Below are 19,672 nucleotides of genomic sequence, written 5' to 3'. Positions count from 1 at the left end.
TTATGATGGTTGATGAATCCGTTACCGAACCGGTCGAACCTGCCGAGCCGACCTTTGAAGAGCAGCTTACCGCCGCCCGCGCCTTTGCCATGCGCAGTCTGACCCGTCGCGAGAGTGCCGAGTCGGAGCTGGCCAACCGGCTGCGCCAGCAGGGTTTCAATGAAGAGGTGATCGAGGTGGTGGTCGACTACTGCCGTGGTTACAACTGGGTCAATGACGAACGTTACGGCGGTATGGCTGTACGTGCCGGTGCCGCCAAGGGCCATGGCCCCATCAAGATCCGCTTCGATCTGCGCCGCAAGGGGCTCGACGATATGCAGATTGATGCCGCATTCGATCAGCCGGAGTTGGACTGGTTCGAACTGGCGTTTGCCCTGCTCGAACGGCGCGCCCGAGTGGCCGATCTGGCGGATTTCAAGCTGCGGATGAAGTGGCTCAAGTATCTGCTGGGGCGCGGCTTTACCCAGGATCAGGCACGTTACGCTATCTCTGCCCTGCAGGAGCGGGAGGAGTAACGCCACTGCGTGGCAAACGTCGTTTTACCTCTCCTTGTTGCAGGTTTTTCCTGCCGGCTCAGTAGGTTGCGAGTGCAATTCCGAAAGAGCCACCTTTTGTTCATCTCATCCCTCTTTCTGCGCTGCTTTTTTACCTCTCGACAGTGGAAAAAGCCACTGTGAGCAGTGGCGCTCTTTTCTGGCCCGTTTATGCGCGCTTTTTCGCCCGTGGCGGCCCTGTCCGTTTTACTTTACCCCGCAGAAAACTTACATTAATGCGGTTAAAAGTCCGTATTCGAATCAAGCAGGATTTTCCATGTATATGTCCACGTCAGAGATTCGCGCTGCGTTTCTCGAGTATTTCCGTTCCCAGGGGCACCAGGTTGTCTCCTCCAGCTCGCTGGTACCGCATAACGACCCGACCCTGTTGTTTACCAACGCGGGTATGAACCAGTTCAAGGATGTGTTCCTTGGCGCAGACAAGCGTGCCTACAATCGCGCGACGACTTCCCAGCGTTGCGTGCGTGCCGGTGGTAAGCACAACGATCTGGAAAACGTCGGCTATACCGCTCGTCACCACACCTTCTTCGAAATGCTGGGTAACTTCAGCTTCGGTGACTACTTCAAGCAGGATGCCATCAAGTTTGCATGGGGCTTCCTGACCGAGGTGCTGCAGCTGCCGAAAGATCGCCTGCTGGTGACCGTCTACGCGACTGACGATGAAGCTTTCGACATCTGGGAAAAAGAGGTCGGTGTCCCGGCCGATCGCATCGTGCGCATCGGTGACAACAAGGGTGCCCCTTACGCTTCCGACAACTTCTGGGCGATGGGCGATACCGGCCCGTGCGGTCCCTGCACCGAGATCTTCTATGACCACGGCGATCACATCTGGGGTGGCCGTCCCGGCTCACCGGAAGAGGATGGCGACCGTTTCATCGAGATCTGGAACGTGGTCTTCATGCAGTTCAACCGTCAGGCTGACGGCACCATGGAGCCGCTGCCGCGTCCGTCCGTGGATACCGGCATGGGTCTGGAGCGTATCTCCGCCATCATGCAGGGTGTCCACTCCAACTACGAAATCGACATCTTCCAGGCGCTGATCAAGAAAGCGGCCGAGATTGTCGGTACCACCGATCTGAGCAACCAGTCCCTGCGCGTCATCGCTGACCACATCCGCTCCTGCGCCTTCCTGGTGGCAGATGGCGTGATGCCGTCCAACGAAGGTCGTGGCTATGTGTTGCGTCGCATCATCCGCCGCGCCGTACGTCACGGTCGCAAGCTGGGCGCGACCGATGTCTTCTTCTACAAACTGGCTGCCGAGCTGGCAGTGCAGATGAAGGATGTCGCTGCCGAGCTGATCGCCCAGCTGCCGCTGGTCGAGCGCGTGCTGCGTATCGAAGAGGAGCAGTTCGTCCGCACTCTGGATCGCGGTCTGCTGCTGCTGGAAGACGCTCTGGCCAACCTGGGTGACGCCAAGGTTATTCCGGGCGAGGTGGTCTTCAAGCTCTATGACACTTACGGCTTCCCGGCCGACCTGACTGCCGACGTGGTGCGCGAGCGCGAGATCGGCATCGATGAAGAGGGCTTCAAGGCCGAGATGGAGAAGCAGCGTGCTCGCGCCAAAGAGGCCTCCAGCTTCGGCGTGAACTACAACGAGATGCTCAAGCTCGACTTCGAGACCCCTTTCACCGGTTACAAGACCTTGACCGAGCGTACCCGCGTGGTTGGCATCTACAAGGGTGTGGAAGAGGTGAGCGGTCTTATCGCCGGTGACGAAGCGGTCATCGTGCTGGAGGAGACCCCCTTCTACGCCGAATCCGGCGGCCAGATTGGCGACAGCGGTACCCTGAAAGTGGACGACGGCATCTTTGCCGTGACCGACACCCTGAAAGCGGGCAAGGCGATCATCCACAAGGGCTACATGGAGCTGGGCACCCTGGAGAAGGGCGCCGAAGTGGAAGCCGTGGTTGATGGCGATCGTCGTCAGGCCATCGCCCTGAACCACTCCGTGACTCACCTGCTGCACGCTGCCCTGCGTCAGGCACTGGGCGAGCATGTCACCCAGAAAGGTTCTCTGGTTGGGGCCGAGCGCATGCGTTTCGACTTCTCCCACTTCGAGGGGCTGACCATGGCGACCATTCGCCGGGTCGAGGAGCTGGTCAACAACCAGATCCGCGCCAACCACGAAATCACCACCCAGCTGATGGATCTGGAAGCGGCCAAGTCTGCCGGTGCCATGGCGCTGTTTGGTGAGAAATATGAAGACGACGTGCGCGTTGTGCGCATGGGCGACTACTCCACCGAACTGTGCGGCGGTACTCACGCCAAGCGTACTGGTGATATCGGCTTCTTCAAGATCATCGCCGAGAGCGGTATCGCTGCTGGTGTGCGCCGTATCGAAGCGGTGACCGGCAAAGCGGCCATCGACTTCATGCATCAGGTTGGCGAGCAGATCGAAGAGGCTGCTGCACTGGTGAAAGGTGACCAGTTCTGCATCGCCGACAAGGTTCGCCAGATGCTGGACAAGGCCAAGATGATGGAGCGCGAGCTGGAGCAGCTCAAGGCCAAGCTGGCTGCTCAGGCCGGTAACGACCTGCTGGGTCAGGTGATCGAGATCAACGGTCAGAAGGTGCTGGTTGCAGCGCTGGAAGGGGCCGATCCGAAATCCCTACGCGGCATGCTGGACGAACTGAAGAACCAGATGAAGTCCGGTGTTGTACTGCTGGCAACCTGTGCCGATGGCAAGGTCAACCTGATCGCGGGCGTCACCAACGACCTGACCGGCAAGGTCAAGGCCGGTGAGCTGGTCAATCTGGTTGCCCAGCAGGTGGGTGGCAAGGGCGGTGGCCGTCCGGACATGGCACAGGCGGGTGGTACCCAGCCTGAGGCGGTGCCGGCAGCGCTGCAATCCGTTCACTCCTGGCTGGAAGAGCGCCTGTAATCGGGCGAGGTGATCTGTGGCACTCTATGTACAGAAGTACGGCGGCACCTCGGTCGGCACACTGGAGCGGATCGAGGCGGTAGCTGAGCGGGTCGAGCAGACCCGCGCCCAGGGACACGACGTGGTGGTGGTTGTCTCCGCCATGTCGGGCGAAACCAACCGGTTGCTGGGCATGGCCCAGCAACTGGATCCTGATGCCAACCGGCGGGAGATGGATGTACTGGTCTCCACCGGTGAGCAGGTCACCATAGCGCTGCTGGCCATCGCGTTGAACAAACGCGGTTGTCCTGCGGTCTCAATGACCGGTGATCAGGTACGGATTCACACCGATTCCGCCTATGGCAAGGCGCGCATCACCCACATCGACACCGAGCTGGTTCATGCCGAACTGGCTGCGGGCAAGGTGGTGGTGATCGCCGGTTTCCAGGGCCGTGACGAGCATAACGCCATCACGACGCTGGGCCGCGGCGGTTCGGATACCACGGCGGTTGCCGTGGCGGCGGCCATCAAGGCTGATGAGTGCCAGATCTTTACCGATGTGGATGGGGTATACACCACGGATCCGCGAATCGAGCCCAAGGCGCGTCGTCTCGACACCATCACCTTCGAGGAGATGCTGGAGATGGCAAGTCTCGGCGCCAAGGTGCTGCAGATCCGCTCGGTGGAGTTTGCGGGCAAGTACCGCGTCCCGCTGCGGGTGCTGTCGAGCTTTATCGATGGAGAGGGAACCTTAATCACATATGGAGGTGATAGGATGGAAGCTCCCTTGGTATCCGGGATCGCTTTTAACCGCAACGAGGCCAGCCTGACCATTCTGGGCGTGCCGGACAGACCAACCGTTGCCGCGCAGATCCTGAATCCGATCAGCGACGCCAACATTGATGTCGACATGATGTGTGCAGAACACCCTGGGAGATGGCACCGCCGACTTCACCTTCACGGTGAATCGTGATGACTATCGCCGTGCCCGGGCACTGCTGGAGGAGACCGCCACCGAACTTGGCGCCTCCTGCGTGCAGGGAAATGGCGAAATAGCCAAGGTTTCTATTGTCGGTGTCGGCATGTGGAACCATCCCGGTGTTGCGCGCACCATGTTCAAGGTATTGGGCGAGGAGGGGATCAACATGCAGTTGATCTCGACCTCTGAAATCAAAATCTCTGTGGTGATTGACGAGAAGTATCTGGAGCTGGCGGTGCGAGCCCTGCACGCGGCTTTCGGGTTGGATCAGGCACCGCAAGAGCAGCCCTTGGGCTAACAATCTCTGATTGATTTAGTTTCAACCATTTACCATATCGGTATCTTTGTTAGATAATGTCGCATATCGATATAAAAACAAAACAGGATACAGGAGCAAGCGAATGCTTATTTTGACTCGTCGTGTTGGGGAAACCCTGATGATTGGTGATGAAGTGACTGTCACCGTACTGGGCGTTAAAGGCAACCAGGTCCGTATCGGTGTTAACGCGCCGAAAGAGGTCTCCGTACACCGCGAAGAGATCTACCAGCGCATCCAGGCCGAGAAAGTTCCGGGCCAACCGGGCTTCTAAGCCACTTTCATGGCTGTGACAAGGCGACACCTCATGTGTCGCCTTTTGTTTTTCCGGCCCCCTGAAATCGCCCTGCAGGGCGCGAAACTGCGGGATAAGTGCCGATATTGTTTGAATATTCCACGCTTTGACCAAATGCTGAGCGAACGCACTTTTTTCTCCAAAAAAGTGTTTGACTAAAAATCCCTGTGAAGTATTATCAGCCCCGCAAACGGAGAGGTGGCCGAGAGGCTGAAGGCGCTCCCCTGCTAAGGGAGTATGCGGCTTATACCCGCATCGGGGGTTCGAATCCCCCCTTCTCCGCCATTTGCGCCCGTAGCTCAGCTGGATAGAGTACCTGGCTACGAACCAGGTGGTCAGAGGTTCGAATCCTCTCGGGCGCACCATATTACGACTCAAGCAAGAGTCATGTGTTGACCATCAGCAAGTCGACACTTTGGAAAAGGCTTACTGATAAGTAAGCTTTTTTTATCGTTTTAAAACAGGGCGCCCGTAGCTCAGCTGGATAGAGTACCTGGCTACGAACCAGGTGGTCAGAGGTTCGAATCCTCTCGGGCGCACCATTTAAAACGACTCAATGATTTATGAGCGCCCGTAGCTCAGCTGGATAGAGTACCTGGCTACGAACCAGGTGGTCAGAGGTTCGAATCCTCTCGGGCGCACCATTTTTCAAGCAGTACACAAAAGTTTGTGAGCGCCCGTAGCTCAGCTGGATAGAGTACCTGGCTACGAACCAGGTGGTCAGAGGTTCGAATCCTCTCGGGCGCACCATATTTCAAGCAGTACCAAAAGTTTATGAGCGCCCGTAGCTCAGCTGGATAGAGTACCTGGCTACGAACCAGGTGGTCAGAGGTTCGAATCCTCTCGGGCGCACCATACAGACAGCCTCGACTTCGGTCGGGGCTGTTTTTTATGGGTGATATTTAGCTTTTTGGTGCGGATCCACGTGCGCTGTTGCGGGTAGATCGCCCGTTTACCTGGCTGTTCTTGTCCTTATTTCTTCCCCTTTCTGTGATTGCGCACAGTTCTTCTGATCGTTGCACCGCCTCACCACCCTTTGCCTCATCTATAGGCGCGCTGTATGCCTGCTGTTGCAACGGCAGATGCCGGGCCACTCATCACTAAAGGTTCGCTCATCAACATCCTGCAAGGCCTGCTGAGGCGTTCTGCGGGCAATAAAAAAGGATGCCGCAGCATCCTTTTGTGTTGAAATATTTACTCAGCTTTTCAGCCATTTGCGAATGCGGTTGGCATCGCCGATAGGGGTGCGTTTGCCCACCGAGTTGAGCAGCACGATGGCGAGCTCGCGGCTGTCCGGTTTGGCGCGCATCACCAGACAGCGACCCGCTTCGTCAGTGAAGCCGGTCTTGGAGAGGCGCACGTCCCAATCCGGGTTTTTCACCAGCGGGTTGGTGTTGTTGAACATCAGGCTGTAGGCGGGGGCGCTGAAGCGCATCTCCCGGTTCTCATCCTGAGTGAACTGACGGATCAGCGGCTGACGATAGGCGGCGGCGGCCAGCTTGCCAAGATCCTGGGCGGTAGAGACGTTGCGGGTGGAGAGGCCGGTGGAGTCATAGAAGTGGGTATTGCGCATACCCAGCTGTCTGGCCTTGTTGTTCATGGCCCGCACGAAGGCGCTGCGACCGCCCGGATAGTGACGCGCCAGTGCCGAGGCCATCCGGTTTTCGGAGGACATCAGCGCCAGATGCAGGGCGTCACGGCGGGTCACCTTGGTGCCCATGCGGATGCGGGAGTGAGTGTGTTTGACCCGATCCAGATCGTTCTTGTCGACCGTGATGGTCTGGTTGAGATTCTGTTTGGCATCCAGCACCACCAGCGCTGTCATCAGCTTGGTGAGGGAGGCGATGGGACGCACCTTGGTGGCATTCTTCTGGTAGAGCGTCTTGCCCGTTTTTACATCCACGACCAGGGCGCTGCTCGAGCGTACTTCCAGTTTGGCAGGGTTAGGTGCCGCGCTGACCGCAGGCAATCCCAGCATTCCCATCAACCCGACAACCAGCGCTGCTGCGCGAATCCGACACCACATACAACCGACTCCATTCCCATCCAAAAAAAGGCGCTAGATTCACTCATTTTTACCCCGGCTTTACAAGGGCCGAGCGGGACTATTTCTGCTATTTGCGCAAAATTGGCGATCAAAAAAGCCCTCTGGCGAGGGCTTTCGGGTCGGGCGTTGGGCGAGGGGTCAATCCCGCGGCTGCGCGGCCCTGCGTTTGCTGATCCAGCGCCAGACCAGCGCCACCATGCCACCCACCAGCAGGGCCACCGGCAGATAGATGATGATGTTGAAGAACTGGGTCTGGTATTCGGCGGCCAGCTTGGTGTGGCTCAGGTAGTAGCCAAACCCTACCAGCGGGCAGATCCACATGATGGAGCTGATCAGATTGACGATGAGAAAGCGCCCCTGGGGCAGCTCGGTGGCACCGACGATGTAGGGGTAGGCGGTGCGTACGAAGGCGATATAGCGCGCGGTGATCAGGGTGATGATCCCGTACTTGTCCAGCAGGTGGTAGACCTTCTGTTGGTGCCGCTCTTCCACGTGGGACATCAGCCGATGGTAGAGCTGGGTGTGGCCGAGAAAGCGCCCCTGCATGTAACCGAGCCAGGTGCCGACAAAGGTAGCCATGATCAACAGCGGGATCACCCCGAGAGACAATACATCCTGATAGATGAGCACGCCGGTGAGGATCAGCAGGCTGTCACCGGGCAGAAAGGCGGTAGGGATGAATCCGTTTTCCAGTACCAGAAACGTCAGAATCACACCACAGATCATGAAGGCCATCTTGGGATCGGAAAGTGTGTTCAGATCGTGATTCATAAAGGCGTGAGCCAGTTGGTAAAACTGCTCCATACTTGCAAACTCCGCAGGTTAGCTGGGTTGATCGGTCAAGGGCATGGCGAGCACCTTGTCGATGCGCAGGCCATCCATGTCAACAATTTCCAGTTGCCACTGTTCCAGTGTCACCAGGTCTCCGGTTTGTGGAACACGACCAAGGAGCAGCATGATAAGCCCTCCGAGGGTGTGATAGTGATGTTTTTCTTCTTCTGGCAGACGAACCAACTCCAGACAGTCCTTCAACTCCGGCAGCGGGATCAGGCCATCGAGCAGCCAGCTGCCGTCGGCGCGCCGGAATGCCCAGTTGTCCTCGCCATCCTCCTGCTGGAAATCCCCCGCCAGCGCCTCCAGCAGATCCTGCTGGGTGACCAGTCCCTGCAACTCGCCATATTCGTCCACCACCAGCGCCATCTGTTCGCTGTGGGTGCGGAAGTGGTTGAGCAGCTCGACGCCGTTGAGGGTCTCGGGCAGCAAGCTGCCCTCCTGGGCAGGGCTGCCAGATCGATGGGCTCCCCCTTGATATAGGCGTGCAGCACCTTGCTGACATTGATGATACCCACCAATTCTGACAGGTTGCCGTCGCAGACCGGAAAATAGCTGTGGCGATACTCCACCAGCCGCTGCAGGTTGGTCTCCAGCGGCAGTGCCAGATCCAGATAGCGGATATCGCTGCGCGGCACCATCAGGGAGGAGAGGCTGCGCTCGTCGAGACGGAAGACGTTGCGCAGCATGGTGTGCTCATGATCCTCGATCACCCCGGCTTCCGATCCTTCCACCAGCATGGCGTGGATCTCCTCCTCGGTAACGTTGGCGCTGCCGTTCTGGTTGACCCGCAGCAGCCGCAGGCTGGCATTGGTAGAGGCCGACAGCAGCCAGACGAAGGGGCGGGTCAGGGTGGCGAGCCAGTGCATGGGGCGGGCCACCAGACAGGCGATGCGCTCGGCATTGAGCTGGCCGAGGCGCTTGGGCACCAGCTCCCCTACCACGATGGAGAGATAAGTAACCACCACCACCACGATGACGGTGGCGATCAGGCCACTGCTCTTGGCGGGGAGCCCCCACTCCTGCAACCAGAGGGAGAAGGGCTGGGCCAGCAGGGATTCGCCGTAGATACCGTTGAGCAGGCCGATGCTGGTAATGCCGATTTGGACGGCAGAGAGAAAATGGGTCGGGTCTTCGCCCAGTTTGAGGGCAATGGCGGCGGAGCGGTTGCCTTCAGAGGCAAGCTTGCCGAGGCGAGCCTTGCGTGCGGTGACGATGGCGATTTCTGACATGGCGAAGACGCCATTAAGCAAAATCAATCCCAGCAGGATCAATATTTCCATACAGCAACAGCACTCCTTGAGTGGATAAGATCGCTGGCAGTGTAATGAATTTGGCGGCGATGCGCTTGTGAAAGCGGGTGATCCGGCTCGCTAATTTGATGACAGCGCTCTGGGATGGCTGAAAAAGATGGCCGGAAAAGGGAGGGGGGGCCCGCCAAACGGCGTAATGGGCGAGGGAGCATTGCAGGAGGGAAAAGGGCGGGAAGTCCCGCCCTTGCTTATCACTTGTCAGACAACCGTTATCAGAACTGTTGGAACCAGCGCTGGATCTGGGCCGGATCCTTGCTCTGGGTCAGGGAGAGCATCAGCAGCACCCGCGCTTTCTGCGGGTTGAGAGTGCCGGAGGCCACGAAGCCGTACTTGGCATCATCGATCTCGGCATCCAGGGTGGTGGCGCCGGTCGGCACGCGGGCGGAGCGCACGACGCGGATGCCGTCTTTGCTCGCCTTGGCCAGGGTGTCGAACAGGGTGTGGTAGAGGTTGCCGTTGCCCACCCCGGCGCTGACGATGCCGTCGAACTTGGCATCCACCATCGCCTTGGCTGGCAAGTCGGTGGCGTTGGCGTAGCTGTAGACGATGCCCACTTGCGGCAGCTTGTCGAGCTTACTCACGTCAAACGGCGTCTTGCTGGTGTGCAGACGGGCCGGGCTGCGCTGATAGTCGATCTTGCCGTTGTGGATGTAACCGAGCGGGCCGAAGTTGGGGGAGGCGAAGGTCTGCACCCCGGTGGTGTTGGTCTTGGTGACGTCGCGGGCATCGAGCACGGTGTCGTTCATCGCTACCATCACGCCACGGCCCTTGGAGGCGGGGTCGGAGGCGGTCACCACGGCGTTGTAGAGGTTGAGCGGGCCATCGGCACTCATGGCGGTGGAGGGGCGCATGGCGCCGACCAGCACCACCGGCTTGTCGCTCTTGACGGTCAGATTGAGGAAGTAGGCGGTCTCTTCCATGGTGTCGGTGCCGTGGGTGATGACGATGCCATCCACGTCATCCTTGGCCAACAGCTCGTTGACCCGCTTGGCCAGCTTGAGCCACACCTCGTCGTTCATGTCCTGGGAGCCGATCTTCACCACCTGCTCACCCTGCACATCGGCCACGTTCTTCATCTCGGGCACGGCGGCGATCAGGGTTTCGATGGCCACCTTGCCAGCCTCGTAGTTGGACTGGGTAGCCGACTGGCCAGCTCCGGCAATGGTGCCGCCGGTTGCCAGAATATGGACGTTGGGCAGGGCCATTGCCATGGGGGAGAGGGTCAGGCCAATGACGGCGGCGAGCAGGGTCTTGCGGATCGGTAGGGTCATGCTGCAAATCCTTATGGTTGGAATAATCGCAGCCAGTTTGCCCAGATAACCATCAATATCTGTGATAAAACTCACCAAAAGACAGGTGAGTACAGATTTTTAACCTGTTTTATACCTCTATGGAGATAATTTAACTCGCAGAGAAACCCTTGGCTTCGATCAGGGCGATCAGCTCGGCCTTGCTCAGCTCGCTCTCGATGAAGGCCTTGCTGCTGGCGAAATCGACGGTTGCGGTGGTGACCGCAGGCTGGGCCAGCAGCGCTTTTTGCAGACTGGCGGCGCAGCCACCACAGGACATGCCGGACACAGTGAGTTCGATGGTCATGGAATATCTCCTCTGTTGATGGGCGCCAGCCTAAAGCTGCCGCCTCCGGCAAGGTCAAGCCGTTAGTACATCAACCCTAGGTAGTTCATCAGAGTCGCCCCGAGGCTGGTAGTGACCAGCGAACCTAGGGTGGTGGTGGCGATGATGTTTGCGGCCAGCACGCTGTCGCCCCCCATGGCGCGGGTCATCACATAGCTGGCGGCGGCAGTCGGGGTGGCGCTGATGAGAAACAGAATACCCAGCTCCAGATGGCTGAAGCCGAGCAGGGCGGCCCCAAGAGTGAACGCAGCCGGAATGAGACAGAGCCGCATGATACTGGCCCAGCCCGCAATGGCTGCACCACCGCGCAGGGCGTCGAGGCTGAGGGAGGCGCCGGTGCAGAGCAGCGCCAGCGGCAACGTCATGTTGGCGAAGTAGCTGCCGGTGGTGAGCAGCAGTTGCGGCATCTTGATACCGAGCAGGGTAAACGGCAGCGCCGCCACAATGGCGATGATCAGGGGGTTCTTGATGATGCCGAGCAGGATGGGGCGAATGCCGGTGGCGCCGCCGAGACTGCGGGTGAGGGTGATCACCGCGAGAATGTTGTAGAGCACGGTCACGGCACCGACATAGAAGGCCGCCGCCCCCAACCCTTCGTGGCCATAGGCGTTTTGCACATAGGCGAGCCCGATAATGGCGCTGTTGCCGCGAAAGCTCCCCTGTACGAAGATGCCGCGCAGCCGCTGCTCCCCGATAAAACGTCCGGCCAGCAGCTCCAGCACCAGATAGCTGATAACGGTGGCGAGCAGGCCATAGCCGATAAACCAGAGGCTCGGCATGGTGGCGAAGTTGGTACCCAGAATACTGAGAAAGAGCAGAGCGGGCAGGGTGACCTGAAACACCAGTCGCGAGGCGGATTCGGTAAAGGGATCCGGCAGCAGCCCCAACCGCTTGAGCAAGATGCCGAGCAGCAGCACCACGCAGATGGGGCCTGTGATGGAGAGGGAGAAGAGCAGACTGGCCAGCAGATCCATGATGGGCATCCTGTGCTGTGCCCACACACCGCTGACGGCGGGGCAAAAAGGGCATTCTAACGCCATGGGCTTGTATTCACAGGGGTTAATCACAACAATGTGGGCAATTCCACCGCCTAGCCTCCTGTGAGCCAATTCATGGACAAGAAACTGACCATCCTCGATATCGCCAGACTGAGTGGCGTCGGCAAGTCGACCGTCTCCCGGGTGCTCAACCAGGATCCCAAGGTGAAGCAGGAGACCCGCGAGCGGGTGGAGCAGATCATCGCCGAACATGGCTTCGTGCCGAGCAAATCGGCGCGGGCCATGCGCAGCCAGAGCCAGCAGGTGGTGGGGATCATCGTCTCGCGGCTCGACTCCAGCTCGGAGAATCAGGCGGTGCGCGGCATGCTGGAGACCCTCTATCAGCGCGGCTACGATGCTGTGCTGATGGAGAGCAAGTTCTCCCCCGCCAAGGTACAGGAGCATCTGGCGGTGCTGGAGCGGCGCGGGGTGGATGGCATTATCCTTTTTGCTTTCAATGACTTGGACTATGCCGCCATGGCGCCGCTGCAAGAGAAGCTGGTGCTGGTCGCCCGTGAATATCCCGGTTTCTCCTCTGTCTGCTTTGACGACGCCGGTGCGGTGCGCACCATGCTGGCGCAGCTGGCAAGCCGTGGCGCCCGCGACATCGCCTATCTGGGGGTGGATACCTCGGATCTCACCACCGGCCAGCGCCGCCTAGATGCTTATCTCGCTTACTGCGCAGAGCAGGGGTTGCGCCCGCGCAGCGCCCTCGGCGATCTCAGCCTGCAGAGCGGCTACCGGCTGGCGGCCGAGCTGCTTACCCCCTCCACCCAAGCGTTGGTCTGCGCCAGCGACACCCTCGCCATCGGTGCGGCAAAATATCTGCAAGAACAAGGGCGTAGCGAGGTGCTGGTGACCGGCCTTGGCAACAACCCCATGCTCAGTTTCCTCTTCCCCAATGCCCTCAGTCTCGATCTTGGCTACAAGGGGGCAGGGGAGCAGGCGGCGCGTCAGCTACTCGGCCAGATTGAGCAGGATCAGCCTCCGCTGGTGACTATCGCCCCCTGTCGAACCCTGTGAGCCCCATCACTTCTGACTGAACAAAAAGTGCGCTTTTTGTGATGCTGGCCACGAATTGGGAACGTTCCCATTTCGATCTGGCCAGATTGTCGGCATGCTAAATGGGAACGATACCAAAAACGCTCCGGCCGACAGACTGGCTCAAAAGGGCGATACAGACCACTATTCAATGGCGTCACAGAGGGAAGACCCATGTCCAAGATCAACGCACAGCAGCTTGCCACCCTGATCGACAAGATCGGCGGCAAGGAGAACATCGCCACCGTCAGCCACTGCCTGACCCGGTTGCGTTTCGTCCTGAACGATCCGGCCAAGGCCGACAGCAAGGCCATCGAAACCATTCCGGCAGTGAAGGGAAGCTTCACCCAGGGCGGTCAGTTCCAGGTGGTGATCGGTAACGAGGTAGAGCAGTGGTACAAGGCGCTGACCGAACAGCTCGGCGTCAGCGGTGGCAGCAAGGAGACCGCCAAGCAGGCGGCTCGCCAGAACATGAATCCGCTGGAGCGGGGCATCTCCCATCTGGCGGAGATCTTCGTACCGTTGCTGCCCGCCATCATCACCGGCGGTCTGATCCTGGGCTTTCGCAACGTCATCGGCGACATCAAGATGTTCGACGATGGCACTCACACCCTCACCGAGATCAGCCAGTTCTGGGCTCAGGTACACGCCTTCCTCTGGCTGCTGGGCGAGGCGATTTTCCACTTCCTGCCGGTCGGCGTCTGCTGGTCTGCAGTGAAGAAGATGGGCGGCTCCGAGATCTTGGGTATCGTGCTGGGGGTGACGCTGGTGTCACCGCAGTTGATGAACGCCTACGGCATTGGTCAGCAGACTCCCGAGGTGTGGGACTTCGGCCTGTTTGTGATCCAGAAGGTGGGTTATCAGGCCCAGGTCATTCCGGCGCTGCTGGCGGGTGTCTTCCTTGCCTGGGTGGAAACCAACCTCAAGCGGATCATTCCGGCCTATCTCTATCTGGTGATTGTGCCGTTTGTCTCGCTGCTGCTGGCGGTGATCGTGGCCCACGCCTTTATCGGCCCGTTCGGTCGCTGGATTGGTGATGGCGTTGGCTTCGCTGCCAAGGCCGCCATGACCGGCTCCTTCGCTCCCATCGGTGCTGCCCTGTTCGGTTTCCTCTATGCACCGCTGGTCATTACCGGTATCCACCACACCACCAACGCGGTGGATCTGCAGCTGATGCAGAGCATGGGGGGCACCCCGATTTGGCCGCTGATCGCGCTCTCCAACATCGCCCAGGCGTCTGCGGTTGTCGGCATCATTCTGATTAGCCGCAAGGAGAACGAGCGGGAGATCTCGGTACCTGCCGCCATTTCCGCCTACCTCGGGGTGACCGAACCGGCCATGTACGGTATCAACCTCAAGTACAAGTTCCCCATGTTGTGCGCCATGGTGGGGTCCAGCCTTGCCGCCCTCATCTGCGGTTTCGCCGGGGTGATGGCCAACGGCATCGGGGTAGGCGGCCTGCCGGGCATCCTCTCCATCCAGCCGCAATACTGGGCGGTATTTGCCATCGCCATGCTGGTCGCCATCGTGGTGCCGGTGGTGCTGACCCTGCTGGTCTACAAGCGCCAGCAAGCCGCTGGCAAGTTGGCCCAAGCCAGCGCCTGACACTGATTATCAGGGCGACCCGCGGGTCGCCCTCTCCATTTCATATTCGAGACAAGAGAAAGACCCATGAGCCAAACACCCTGGTGGCAGAGTGCCGTGATTTACCAGATTTACCCCAAGAGCTTTCAGGATTCCGCGGCCCGTGGCACCGGCGACCTCAAGGGGATCATGGCGCGCCTCGACTATCTCAAAACCCTGGGGGTCGATGCCCTTTGGCTGACCCCTGTCTACGTCTCCCCGCAGGTGGACAACGGCTACGACATCGCCGACTACCTTGCCATCGACCCCGCCTACGGCACCATGGCTGACTTCGAGGCGCTGCTGGCCGCCGCCCACGCGCGCGATATCCGCATCGTGATGGATATCGTGGTCAACCACACCTCCACCGAGCACGCCTGGTTCAAGTCGGCGCTGGGGGATAAAAACAGCCCCTACCGCGACTACTACATCTGGCGCGATCCGGTGGATGGCGGCGTGCCCAACAACTGGCAATCCAAGTTTGGTGGCAGCGCCTGGGAGCTGGATCCCGCCACCGGTCAGTATTACCTGCACCTGTTTGCCTGCGAGCAGGCGGATCTCAACTGGGAAAATCCTGCAGTGCGCGCCGAGGTGAAAAAGATCATCCACTTCTGGGCCAAGAAGGGGGTGGACGGTTTCCGCCTCGACGTCATCAACCTTATTTCCAAGGATCAGGCGTTCCCCAACGACGAGATAGGCGATGGCCGCCGTTTCTACACCGACGGGCCGCGCATCCACGAATACCTGCAGGATGTGAGCCGCGACGTGTTTGCTCCTGTCGGCGCCATGACGGTGGGGGAGATGTCCTCTACTTCGCTGGAGCACTGCCAGCGCTATGGCGCCCTCGATGGCTCCGAGCTCTCCATGGTGTTCAACTTCCACCATCTGAAGGTGGATTACCCCAACGGCGACAAGTGGACCAAGGCGCCGTTCGACTTCCTCGAACTCAAGCGCATCTTCAACCACTGGCAGAGCGGTATGCACGGCAAGGGGTGGTCGGCGCTGTTCTGGTGCAATCACGACCAACCGCGCATTGTCTCCCGCTTCGGCGATGAGGGTGAGCATAGGGTGGTCGCCGCCAAGATGCTGGCCAGCACGCTGCATGGCCTGCAAGGCACCCCCTACATCTATCAGGGGGAGGAGATCGGCATGACCAACCCCGGCTATCAGCACATCAACGACTATCAGGATGTGGAAAGTCGCAACATCTTCGCCATCAAGCAGGCGGAAGGGATGAGCGAGGCCGAGATCCTCGCCATTCTCGGTGCCAAGTCCCGGGATAACTCCCGTACTCCGATGCAGTGGAGCGCCGCCCCGAACGCCGGTTTCACCAGCGGGACGCCCTGGCTCAAGCCAGCCGCCAACTATTCCGAGATCAATGCCGAGGCGGCGCTGGCCGACCAGCACTCGGTGTTCTGGCACTATCGGGATCTCATCGCCCTTCGCAAGATGCACCCCATCTTCACCAAGGGGGATTATCAGGAACTGCTGACCGGGCACCCGCAGATCTGGGCCTATGCCCGTCGCGCCAACGGTCAGACCCTGCTGGTGGTGAGCAACTTCTATGGCGAGCCGGTGGAGTTTGCCTTGCCTGCCGAGATGCAAAGCGGGCAAGGTCGGCTGCTGCTCGGCAATTACCCCGATAGCCCGGCCCAACCGCAATCGGGTATGCTGCGCCCTTATGAATCCCTGATCTGGCTGATGGAGTAGGTAATGGAGAAGGTGGTGCGCGGTACAGAGTGGCAGAAGATGGTGGCGGGGGAGCCTTATGATGCGGCTGACCCTGAGCTCAAAGCTGCGCGCGAGCGCTGCCGCCGGCTCTATCACACCTTCAACACCAGCTGGCAGGAGAAACCAGTGCGGGATGCTTTGCTGCACGAGCTGCTCGGTGGCCGCGGCCAGGAGTGTGCCATCAATCCGCCATTCTTCTGCGACTATGGTGCCAACATCTTCGTCGGCGAGAACTTCTACGCCAACGTCAATTGCACCATCCTCGACGTCTGCGAGGTGCACATCGGCGACAACGTGCTGCTGGCGCCCGGGGTGCAGATCTACACCGCCGCTCACCCGGTGGCGGTGGTGCCACGTATCAAGGGTGTCGAGTTCGGCAAGCCGGTGCGGATCGGTCACAACGTCTGGATTGGCGGCAGCGTCGTCATCTGCCCCGGCGTCATCATCGGTGACAACAGCGTCATCGGTGCCGGCTCGGTGGTGACCAAAGATGTGCCAGCCAATGTGGTGGCGGCTGGCAACCCCTGCAAGGTGCTTCGGCCGATGACGGCACAGGAGCTTGAAGGCGTCATCCAGCGGTGAACAGGGACCATGAATGCTATTGCTATCTGATTGATAGAAAAGCGACTTTCAGATTGTTTTGCATTCAGTGCTTATGTTCGGGGCCGCTTGGTCGATACTGTTGAGTGCAGGAGGAACCCTATGGATATATCAAGTTCTGCAAATGCGTCGTTTGGTTCTGCTCTGATGACGGCCAGTCTGGCCAAGAAACAGCAGACCCAAGAGGGCGAAGCTGCGCTGAAGCTGCTGCAAAACGCAGCGCAATCAGCGCCGGTTGCACCGACATCGGCCAGCGCTTCTCTGGGAAGCAAGATCGATATTCGCGTCTGACCCTAATGAAAAAGCCCCCATCTCGCGATGGGGGCTTTTTTATCTCTGCGATTTGCGGGATCAGACCGGGAAAGGAGCTGGCGCCTCGAAGGTCATCCGCTCGCCGCTACGGGGGTGACTGATGGTCAACATGGCCGCATGCAGGTAGAGATGGGGCGCAGCCGCCAGCGCATCCGGATGAGCATAGAGGTTGTCACCCAGGATCGGGTGCCCCAGCTCCAGCATATGGACGCGCAGCTGGTGGGAGCGACCTGTGATGGGGGTCAGCTTGATCAGGCTGTTGCCGTTCTCCACTTTCAGTTTCTGCCACAGGGTCAGGGCGTGACGCCCCTCCTCGTGATCCACCTTTTGCTTCGGGCGGTTGGGCCAGTCGACGCAGAGCGGCAGGTCAACCTGTCCCGACTCTGCCTCCGGCTCACCCCACACCCAGGCGAGGTAGTGCTTCTCGGTCTCCCGCTCGCGAAATTGCCGACTCAGCTCCCGATGAGAGTTGGGATTGAGGGGAATGACAATGACGCCTGTGGTGGACATGTCGAGGCGATGAGCTGCCGCCGCCTTAGGGTGCTGCTGTTTCACCCGATGCAGGACGCTGTCTTCATTCTCGGGGCCGCGCCCGGGGACGCTTAGCAGGCCAGTGGGCTTGTTGACCACCATGATGTCCTTGTCCTTGAACAGGATATCGAGCCAGGGTTCCAGAGGCGGTGAGTATTCAAACATAAATGTCTCGCATCAGAAGGTGGGGGCAAGCCCCCATCAGTTATGGGTAACCACGACAAAGCGGCCTTGGGTATCCAGTTTGAGCTGGGTCTGGCCGCTGTCGGTCGGTACCTTGTCAGTTATGGGTGACCACGATAAAGCGGATGGCATCCAGCTTGAGTTGGGTCTGATCGATCAGGTGGTGCAATTCTGCCTGCAGATTGCGCAGATAATCCAGCTCGCTGTCGCGCACGTTCGGGTTGACTGCCTTGAGCGCTTCCAGACGATCCAGATCCTGCTGCAGGGTCTGCGCCATCTGGGCGCGGGCCTTGTCGACAATCCCGGCTTTCAGCTCTTCGGCAATTGCCTGGCCCTGGCCAATCAGACCGTGGATCACCGGCTGGGATGCAGTCACGAGCTTGCTGCCGAGGTGGCGATTGACCGGCGTCAGCTGACGGTTGAAGGCATCAAACGCCACTTTCTCACCCAGATTCTGGCCGTTCTTGTCCATCAGCAGACGGATCGGCGTCGGCGGCATGAAGCGGTAGAGCTGGGGATGGGCCGCAGACTCGGCAACGAAGATCAGCTCAAGCAGGATGGAGCCGATGGGCAGCGCCTTGTTCTTGAGCAGTGCGACCGAGGTGGCACCGATCTCGGAGCCCAGGATCAGGTCGATACCGCCGCGCATCATGGGGTGATCCCAGGAGAGCAGCGCCATGTCATCACGCGACAGGGCAGTGTTGCGATCGAAGGTGATGGTCATGCCGTCTTGCGGCAAGCCCGGGAAGCTGGAGACCAGCATGTGATCCCCGGGGGTCAGCACCAGCGCGTTCTCGCCACGGTCATCCTGATTGACGCCGATCTCGTCGAACATCTTGAGGGCGAAGGAGATCATGCCGGTGTCGTCATCTTCGGCGGCCAGCTTGTCGACCAGCTGCTGGGCGGCGGCGCCACCGCTGGAGTGGATCTCCAGCAGGCGATCGCGACCCTGCTCCAGTCGAGCCTTGAGCGGCTCGTGCAGTTCGCGGGTCTTGATCAGCAGGGCGTCGAGGGCTGCCTGATCGCCGGTGTTGGCTGCCAGCAGCTCGAACAGCTCTTCACGTACCGCTTCGAATACCGGGCGGGCAGTCGGGCAGGTCTGCTCGAACGCGTCCAGACCATCGTGATACCAGAGCTGCAGGGCGCGCTGGGCAGTCCCTTCCAGATAGGGAACGTGGATCTCGACGGTATTCTGCTGACCGATACGATCCAGTCGGCCGATACGCTGTTCCAGCAGATCCGGGTTGAGGGGCAGATCGAACAGCACCAGATGACTGGCAAACTGGAAGTTGCGGCCCTCTGAGCCGATCTCGGAGCAGAGCAGCACCTGGGCGCCACCCTCTTGTTGGGCGAAATAGGCGGAGGCCTTGTCCCGCTCGAGGATCGACATCCCTTCGTGGAACACGGCACCACGGATCCCTTCACGGGTGCGTAGCGCCTCTTCTAGCGCGATGGCGGTGGCCGCTTCGGAGCAGATCACCAGCACCTTCTGCTGACGGGCTGAGAGCAGCAGCTCCAGCAACCATTCGACGCGCGGGTCAAACTGGGTCCAGGTGGCGTTGTCGCCTTCGAACTGCTGGAAGATCTTCTCGGGGTAGAGGTAGCGCAAGGCGCGGGTCTGCAGATCGCCACCGTTGCCACCCATCATACCCATCACCTTGATGGCAGTCTTGTACTGCTCCGGCAGCGGCATGGGGTAGACGTTGAGGTGACGCTCGGGGAAGCCCTGAATATTGGCGCGGCTGTTGCGGAACAGTACCCGGCCGGTGCCATGCTGATCCAGC

15 protein-coding genes, 6 tRNA genes and 2 pseudogenes (1 of these 23 cut by a window edge) are annotated in these 19,672 nt (G+C 59.7%); 15 read left to right on the top strand and 8 right to left on the bottom strand.

Going from position 1 to position 19,672, the window contains the following annotated elements:
- Positions 1 to 5: 5 nt before the first annotated feature.
- The 10 genes and pseudogenes from ACTG2B_RS19950 (at position 6) to ACTG2B_RS19905 (ending at position 5,859) form a co-directional block, all read left to right on the top strand.
- Positions 6 to 515, top strand: coding sequence for a regulatory protein RecX (locus ACTG2B_RS19950; RefSeq protein WP_439996964.1), 510 nt, complete (start codon positions 6 to 8; stop codon positions 513 to 515).
- Between the two features lie 295 nt (positions 516 to 810).
- Positions 811 to 3,435, top strand: coding sequence for an alanine--tRNA ligase (gene alaS / locus ACTG2B_RS19945; protein ID WP_005343004.1), 2,625 nt, complete (start codon positions 811 to 813; stop codon positions 3,433 to 3,435).
- 16 nt (positions 3,436 to 3,451) lie between these two features.
- Positions 3,452 to 4,691, top strand: a pseudogene (locus tag ACTG2B_RS19940) (aspartate kinase).
- 103 nt (positions 4,692 to 4,794) lie between these two features.
- The gene (gene csrA / locus ACTG2B_RS19935) at positions 4,795 to 4,983 is read left to right on the top strand and encodes a carbon storage regulator CsrA (protein WP_005336053.1); all 189 of its coding nucleotides are present in this window, start codon (positions 4,795 to 4,797) and stop codon (positions 4,981 to 4,983) included.
- A 213-nt stretch (positions 4,984 to 5,196) separates the two neighbouring features.
- A tRNA-Ser gene (locus ACTG2B_RS19930) sits at positions 5,197 to 5,289 on the top strand.
- Between the two features lie 3 nt (positions 5,290 to 5,292).
- Positions 5,293 to 5,369, top strand: a tRNA-Arg gene (locus ACTG2B_RS19925).
- 100 nt (positions 5,370 to 5,469) lie between these two features.
- Positions 5,470 to 5,546 (top strand) — tRNA-Arg (locus tag ACTG2B_RS19920).
- 25 nt (positions 5,547 to 5,571) lie between these two features.
- Positions 5,572 to 5,648: transfer RNA gene (locus ACTG2B_RS19915), tRNA-Arg, on the top strand.
- Between the two features lie 29 nt (positions 5,649 to 5,677).
- Positions 5,678 to 5,754, top strand: a tRNA-Arg gene (locus tag ACTG2B_RS19910).
- 28 nt (positions 5,755 to 5,782) lie between these two features.
- Positions 5,783 to 5,859 (top strand) — tRNA-Arg (locus ACTG2B_RS19905).
- 343 nt (positions 5,860 to 6,202) lie between these two features.
- On the opposite strand, the gene pbpG is transcribed toward ACTG2B_RS19905, so the two are convergent.
- From pbpG to ACTG2B_RS19875, 6 genes and pseudogenes are all read right to left on the bottom strand, one after another.
- On the bottom strand, positions 6,203 to 7,030 hold the full coding sequence (pbpG, locus tag ACTG2B_RS19900) for a D-alanyl-D-alanine endopeptidase (protein ID WP_005348750.1): 828 nt from the start codon (positions 7,028 to 7,030) through the stop codon (positions 6,203 to 6,205).
- A gap of 159 nt (positions 7,031 to 7,189) precedes the next feature.
- On the bottom strand, positions 7,190 to 7,855 hold the full coding sequence (locus ACTG2B_RS19895; RefSeq protein WP_005343012.1) for a DedA family protein: 666 nt from the start codon (positions 7,853 to 7,855) through the stop codon (positions 7,190 to 7,192).
- 18 nt (positions 7,856 to 7,873) lie between these two features.
- Positions 7,874 to 9,165, bottom strand: a pseudogene (locus ACTG2B_RS19890) (hemolysin family protein).
- Positions 9,166 to 9,407: 242 nt separating this feature from the next.
- On the bottom strand, positions 9,408 to 10,466 hold the full coding sequence (gene ansB, locus ACTG2B_RS19885) for an L-asparaginase 2 (protein ID WP_069528718.1): 1,059 nt from the start codon (positions 10,464 to 10,466) through the stop codon (positions 9,408 to 9,410).
- Between the two features lie 130 nt (positions 10,467 to 10,596).
- Complete coding sequence (locus ACTG2B_RS19880) at positions 10,597 to 10,791, bottom strand: heavy-metal-associated domain-containing protein (RefSeq protein ID WP_005348755.1); 195 nt, start codon at positions 10,789 to 10,791, stop codon at positions 10,597 to 10,599.
- 62 nt (positions 10,792 to 10,853) lie between these two features.
- Positions 10,854 to 11,804 (bottom strand): AEC family transporter, encoded by a 951-nt coding sequence (locus ACTG2B_RS19875; protein WP_005336047.1) that lies wholly within the window; start codon positions 11,802 to 11,804, stop codon positions 10,854 to 10,856.
- A 138-nt stretch (positions 11,805 to 11,942) separates the two neighbouring features.
- Here ACTG2B_RS19875 and treR point away from each other — a divergent pair, with 138 nt between their 5' ends.
- From treR to ACTG2B_RS19850, 5 genes are all read left to right on the top strand, one after another.
- Positions 11,943 to 12,890: a trehalose operon repressor TreR gene (treR, locus tag ACTG2B_RS19870; protein WP_100654639.1), complete on the top strand. Its 948-nt coding sequence runs from the start codon at positions 11,943 to 11,945 to the stop codon at positions 12,888 to 12,890.
- 192 nt (positions 12,891 to 13,082) lie between these two features.
- A complete protein-coding gene (gene treB, locus ACTG2B_RS19865; protein WP_005336043.1) occupies positions 13,083 to 14,513 on the top strand; it encodes a PTS trehalose transporter subunit IIBC in 1,431 nt (476 codons plus the stop codon).
- A gap of 66 nt (positions 14,514 to 14,579) precedes the next feature.
- Complete coding sequence (treC, locus tag ACTG2B_RS19860; protein ID WP_439996721.1) at positions 14,580 to 16,241, top strand: alpha,alpha-phosphotrehalase; 1,662 nt, start codon at positions 14,580 to 14,582, stop codon at positions 16,239 to 16,241.
- A 3-nt stretch (positions 16,242 to 16,244) separates the two neighbouring features.
- On the top strand, positions 16,245 to 16,844 hold the full coding sequence (locus ACTG2B_RS19855) for a sugar O-acetyltransferase (protein ID WP_439996720.1): 600 nt from the start codon (positions 16,245 to 16,247) through the stop codon (positions 16,842 to 16,844).
- 120 nt (positions 16,845 to 16,964) lie between these two features.
- The gene (locus ACTG2B_RS19850) at positions 16,965 to 17,153 is read left to right on the top strand and encodes a hypothetical protein (RefSeq protein WP_005336040.1); all 189 of its coding nucleotides are present in this window, start codon (positions 16,965 to 16,967) and stop codon (positions 17,151 to 17,153) included.
- A gap of 60 nt (positions 17,154 to 17,213) precedes the next feature.
- Here ACTG2B_RS19850 and rluA read toward each other — a convergent pair whose 3' ends face one another.
- Positions 17,214 to 17,870 carry a bifunctional tRNA pseudouridine(32) synthase/23S rRNA pseudouridine(746) synthase RluA gene (gene rluA / locus ACTG2B_RS19845; RefSeq protein ID WP_005343025.1) on the bottom strand — a complete coding sequence of 219 codons (657 nt, stop codon included), beginning with the start codon at positions 17,868 to 17,870 and terminating at the stop codon, positions 17,214 to 17,216.
- 115 nt (positions 17,871 to 17,985) lie between these two features.
- A protein-coding gene (gene rapA / locus ACTG2B_RS19840; protein ID WP_439996719.1) for an RNA polymerase-associated protein RapA crosses the window boundary here: on the bottom strand, positions 17,986 to 19,672 show its 3' portion. Its footprint extends 1,181 nt past the window's final position; 1,687 of the gene's 2,868 nt are visible here — the last part of the coding sequence; its start codon lies beyond the right edge, outside the window; the stop codon is at positions 17,986 to 17,988.

The sequence above is a fragment of the Aeromonas sp. 30P genome (assembly GCF_051919805.1).
Taxonomy (GTDB): Bacteria; Pseudomonadota; Gammaproteobacteria; order Enterobacterales; family Aeromonadaceae; genus Aeromonas; species Aeromonas veronii.
Note: the sequence above shows the minus strand (reverse complement) of the source record. Positions and strands in the feature narration are given on the sequence as shown.

What these genes read in the sequence shown, in the direction of transcription:
- ACTG2B_RS19950 (WP_439996964.1), top strand. Translation starts at nt 6, where the DNA reads ATGGTTGATGAATCCGTTACCGAACCGGTCGAACCTGCCGAGCCGACC.
- alaS (WP_005343004.1), top strand. Translation starts at nt 811, where the DNA reads ATGTATATGTCCACGTCAGAGATTCGCGCTGCGTTTCTCGAGTATTTC.
- csrA (WP_005336053.1), top strand. Translation starts at nt 4,795, where the DNA reads ATGCTTATTTTGACTCGTCGTGTTGGGGAAACCCTGATGATTGGTGAT.
- pbpG (WP_005348750.1), bottom strand. Translation starts at nt 7,030, where the DNA reads ATGTGGTGTCGGATTCGCGCAGCAGCGCTGGTTGTCGGGTTGATGGGA.
- ACTG2B_RS19895 (WP_005343012.1), bottom strand. Translation starts at nt 7,855, where the DNA reads ATGGAGCAGTTTTACCAACTGGCTCACGCCTTTATGAATCACGATCTG.
- ansB (WP_069528718.1), bottom strand. Translation starts at nt 10,466, where the DNA reads ATGACCCTACCGATCCGCAAGACCCTGCTCGCCGCCGTCATTGGCCTG.
- ACTG2B_RS19880 (WP_005348755.1), bottom strand. Translation starts at nt 10,791, where the DNA reads ATGACCATCGAACTCACTGTGTCCGGCATGTCCTGTGGTGGCTGCGCC.
- ACTG2B_RS19875 (WP_005336047.1), bottom strand. Translation starts at nt 11,804, where the DNA reads ATGGATCTGCTGGCCAGTCTGCTCTTCTCCCTCTCCATCACAGGCCCC.
- treR (WP_100654639.1), top strand. Translation starts at nt 11,943, where the DNA reads ATGGACAAGAAACTGACCATCCTCGATATCGCCAGACTGAGTGGCGTC.
- treB (WP_005336043.1), top strand. Translation starts at nt 13,083, where the DNA reads ATGTCCAAGATCAACGCACAGCAGCTTGCCACCCTGATCGACAAGATC.
- treC (WP_439996721.1), top strand. Translation starts at nt 14,580, where the DNA reads ATGAGCCAAACACCCTGGTGGCAGAGTGCCGTGATTTACCAGATTTAC.
- ACTG2B_RS19855 (WP_439996720.1), top strand. Translation starts at nt 16,245, where the DNA reads ATGGAGAAGGTGGTGCGCGGTACAGAGTGGCAGAAGATGGTGGCGGGG.
- ACTG2B_RS19850 (WP_005336040.1), top strand. Translation starts at nt 16,965, where the DNA reads ATGGATATATCAAGTTCTGCAAATGCGTCGTTTGGTTCTGCTCTGATG.
- rluA (WP_005343025.1), bottom strand. Translation starts at nt 17,870, where the DNA reads ATGTTTGAATACTCACCGCCTCTGGAACCCTGGCTCGATATCCTGTTC.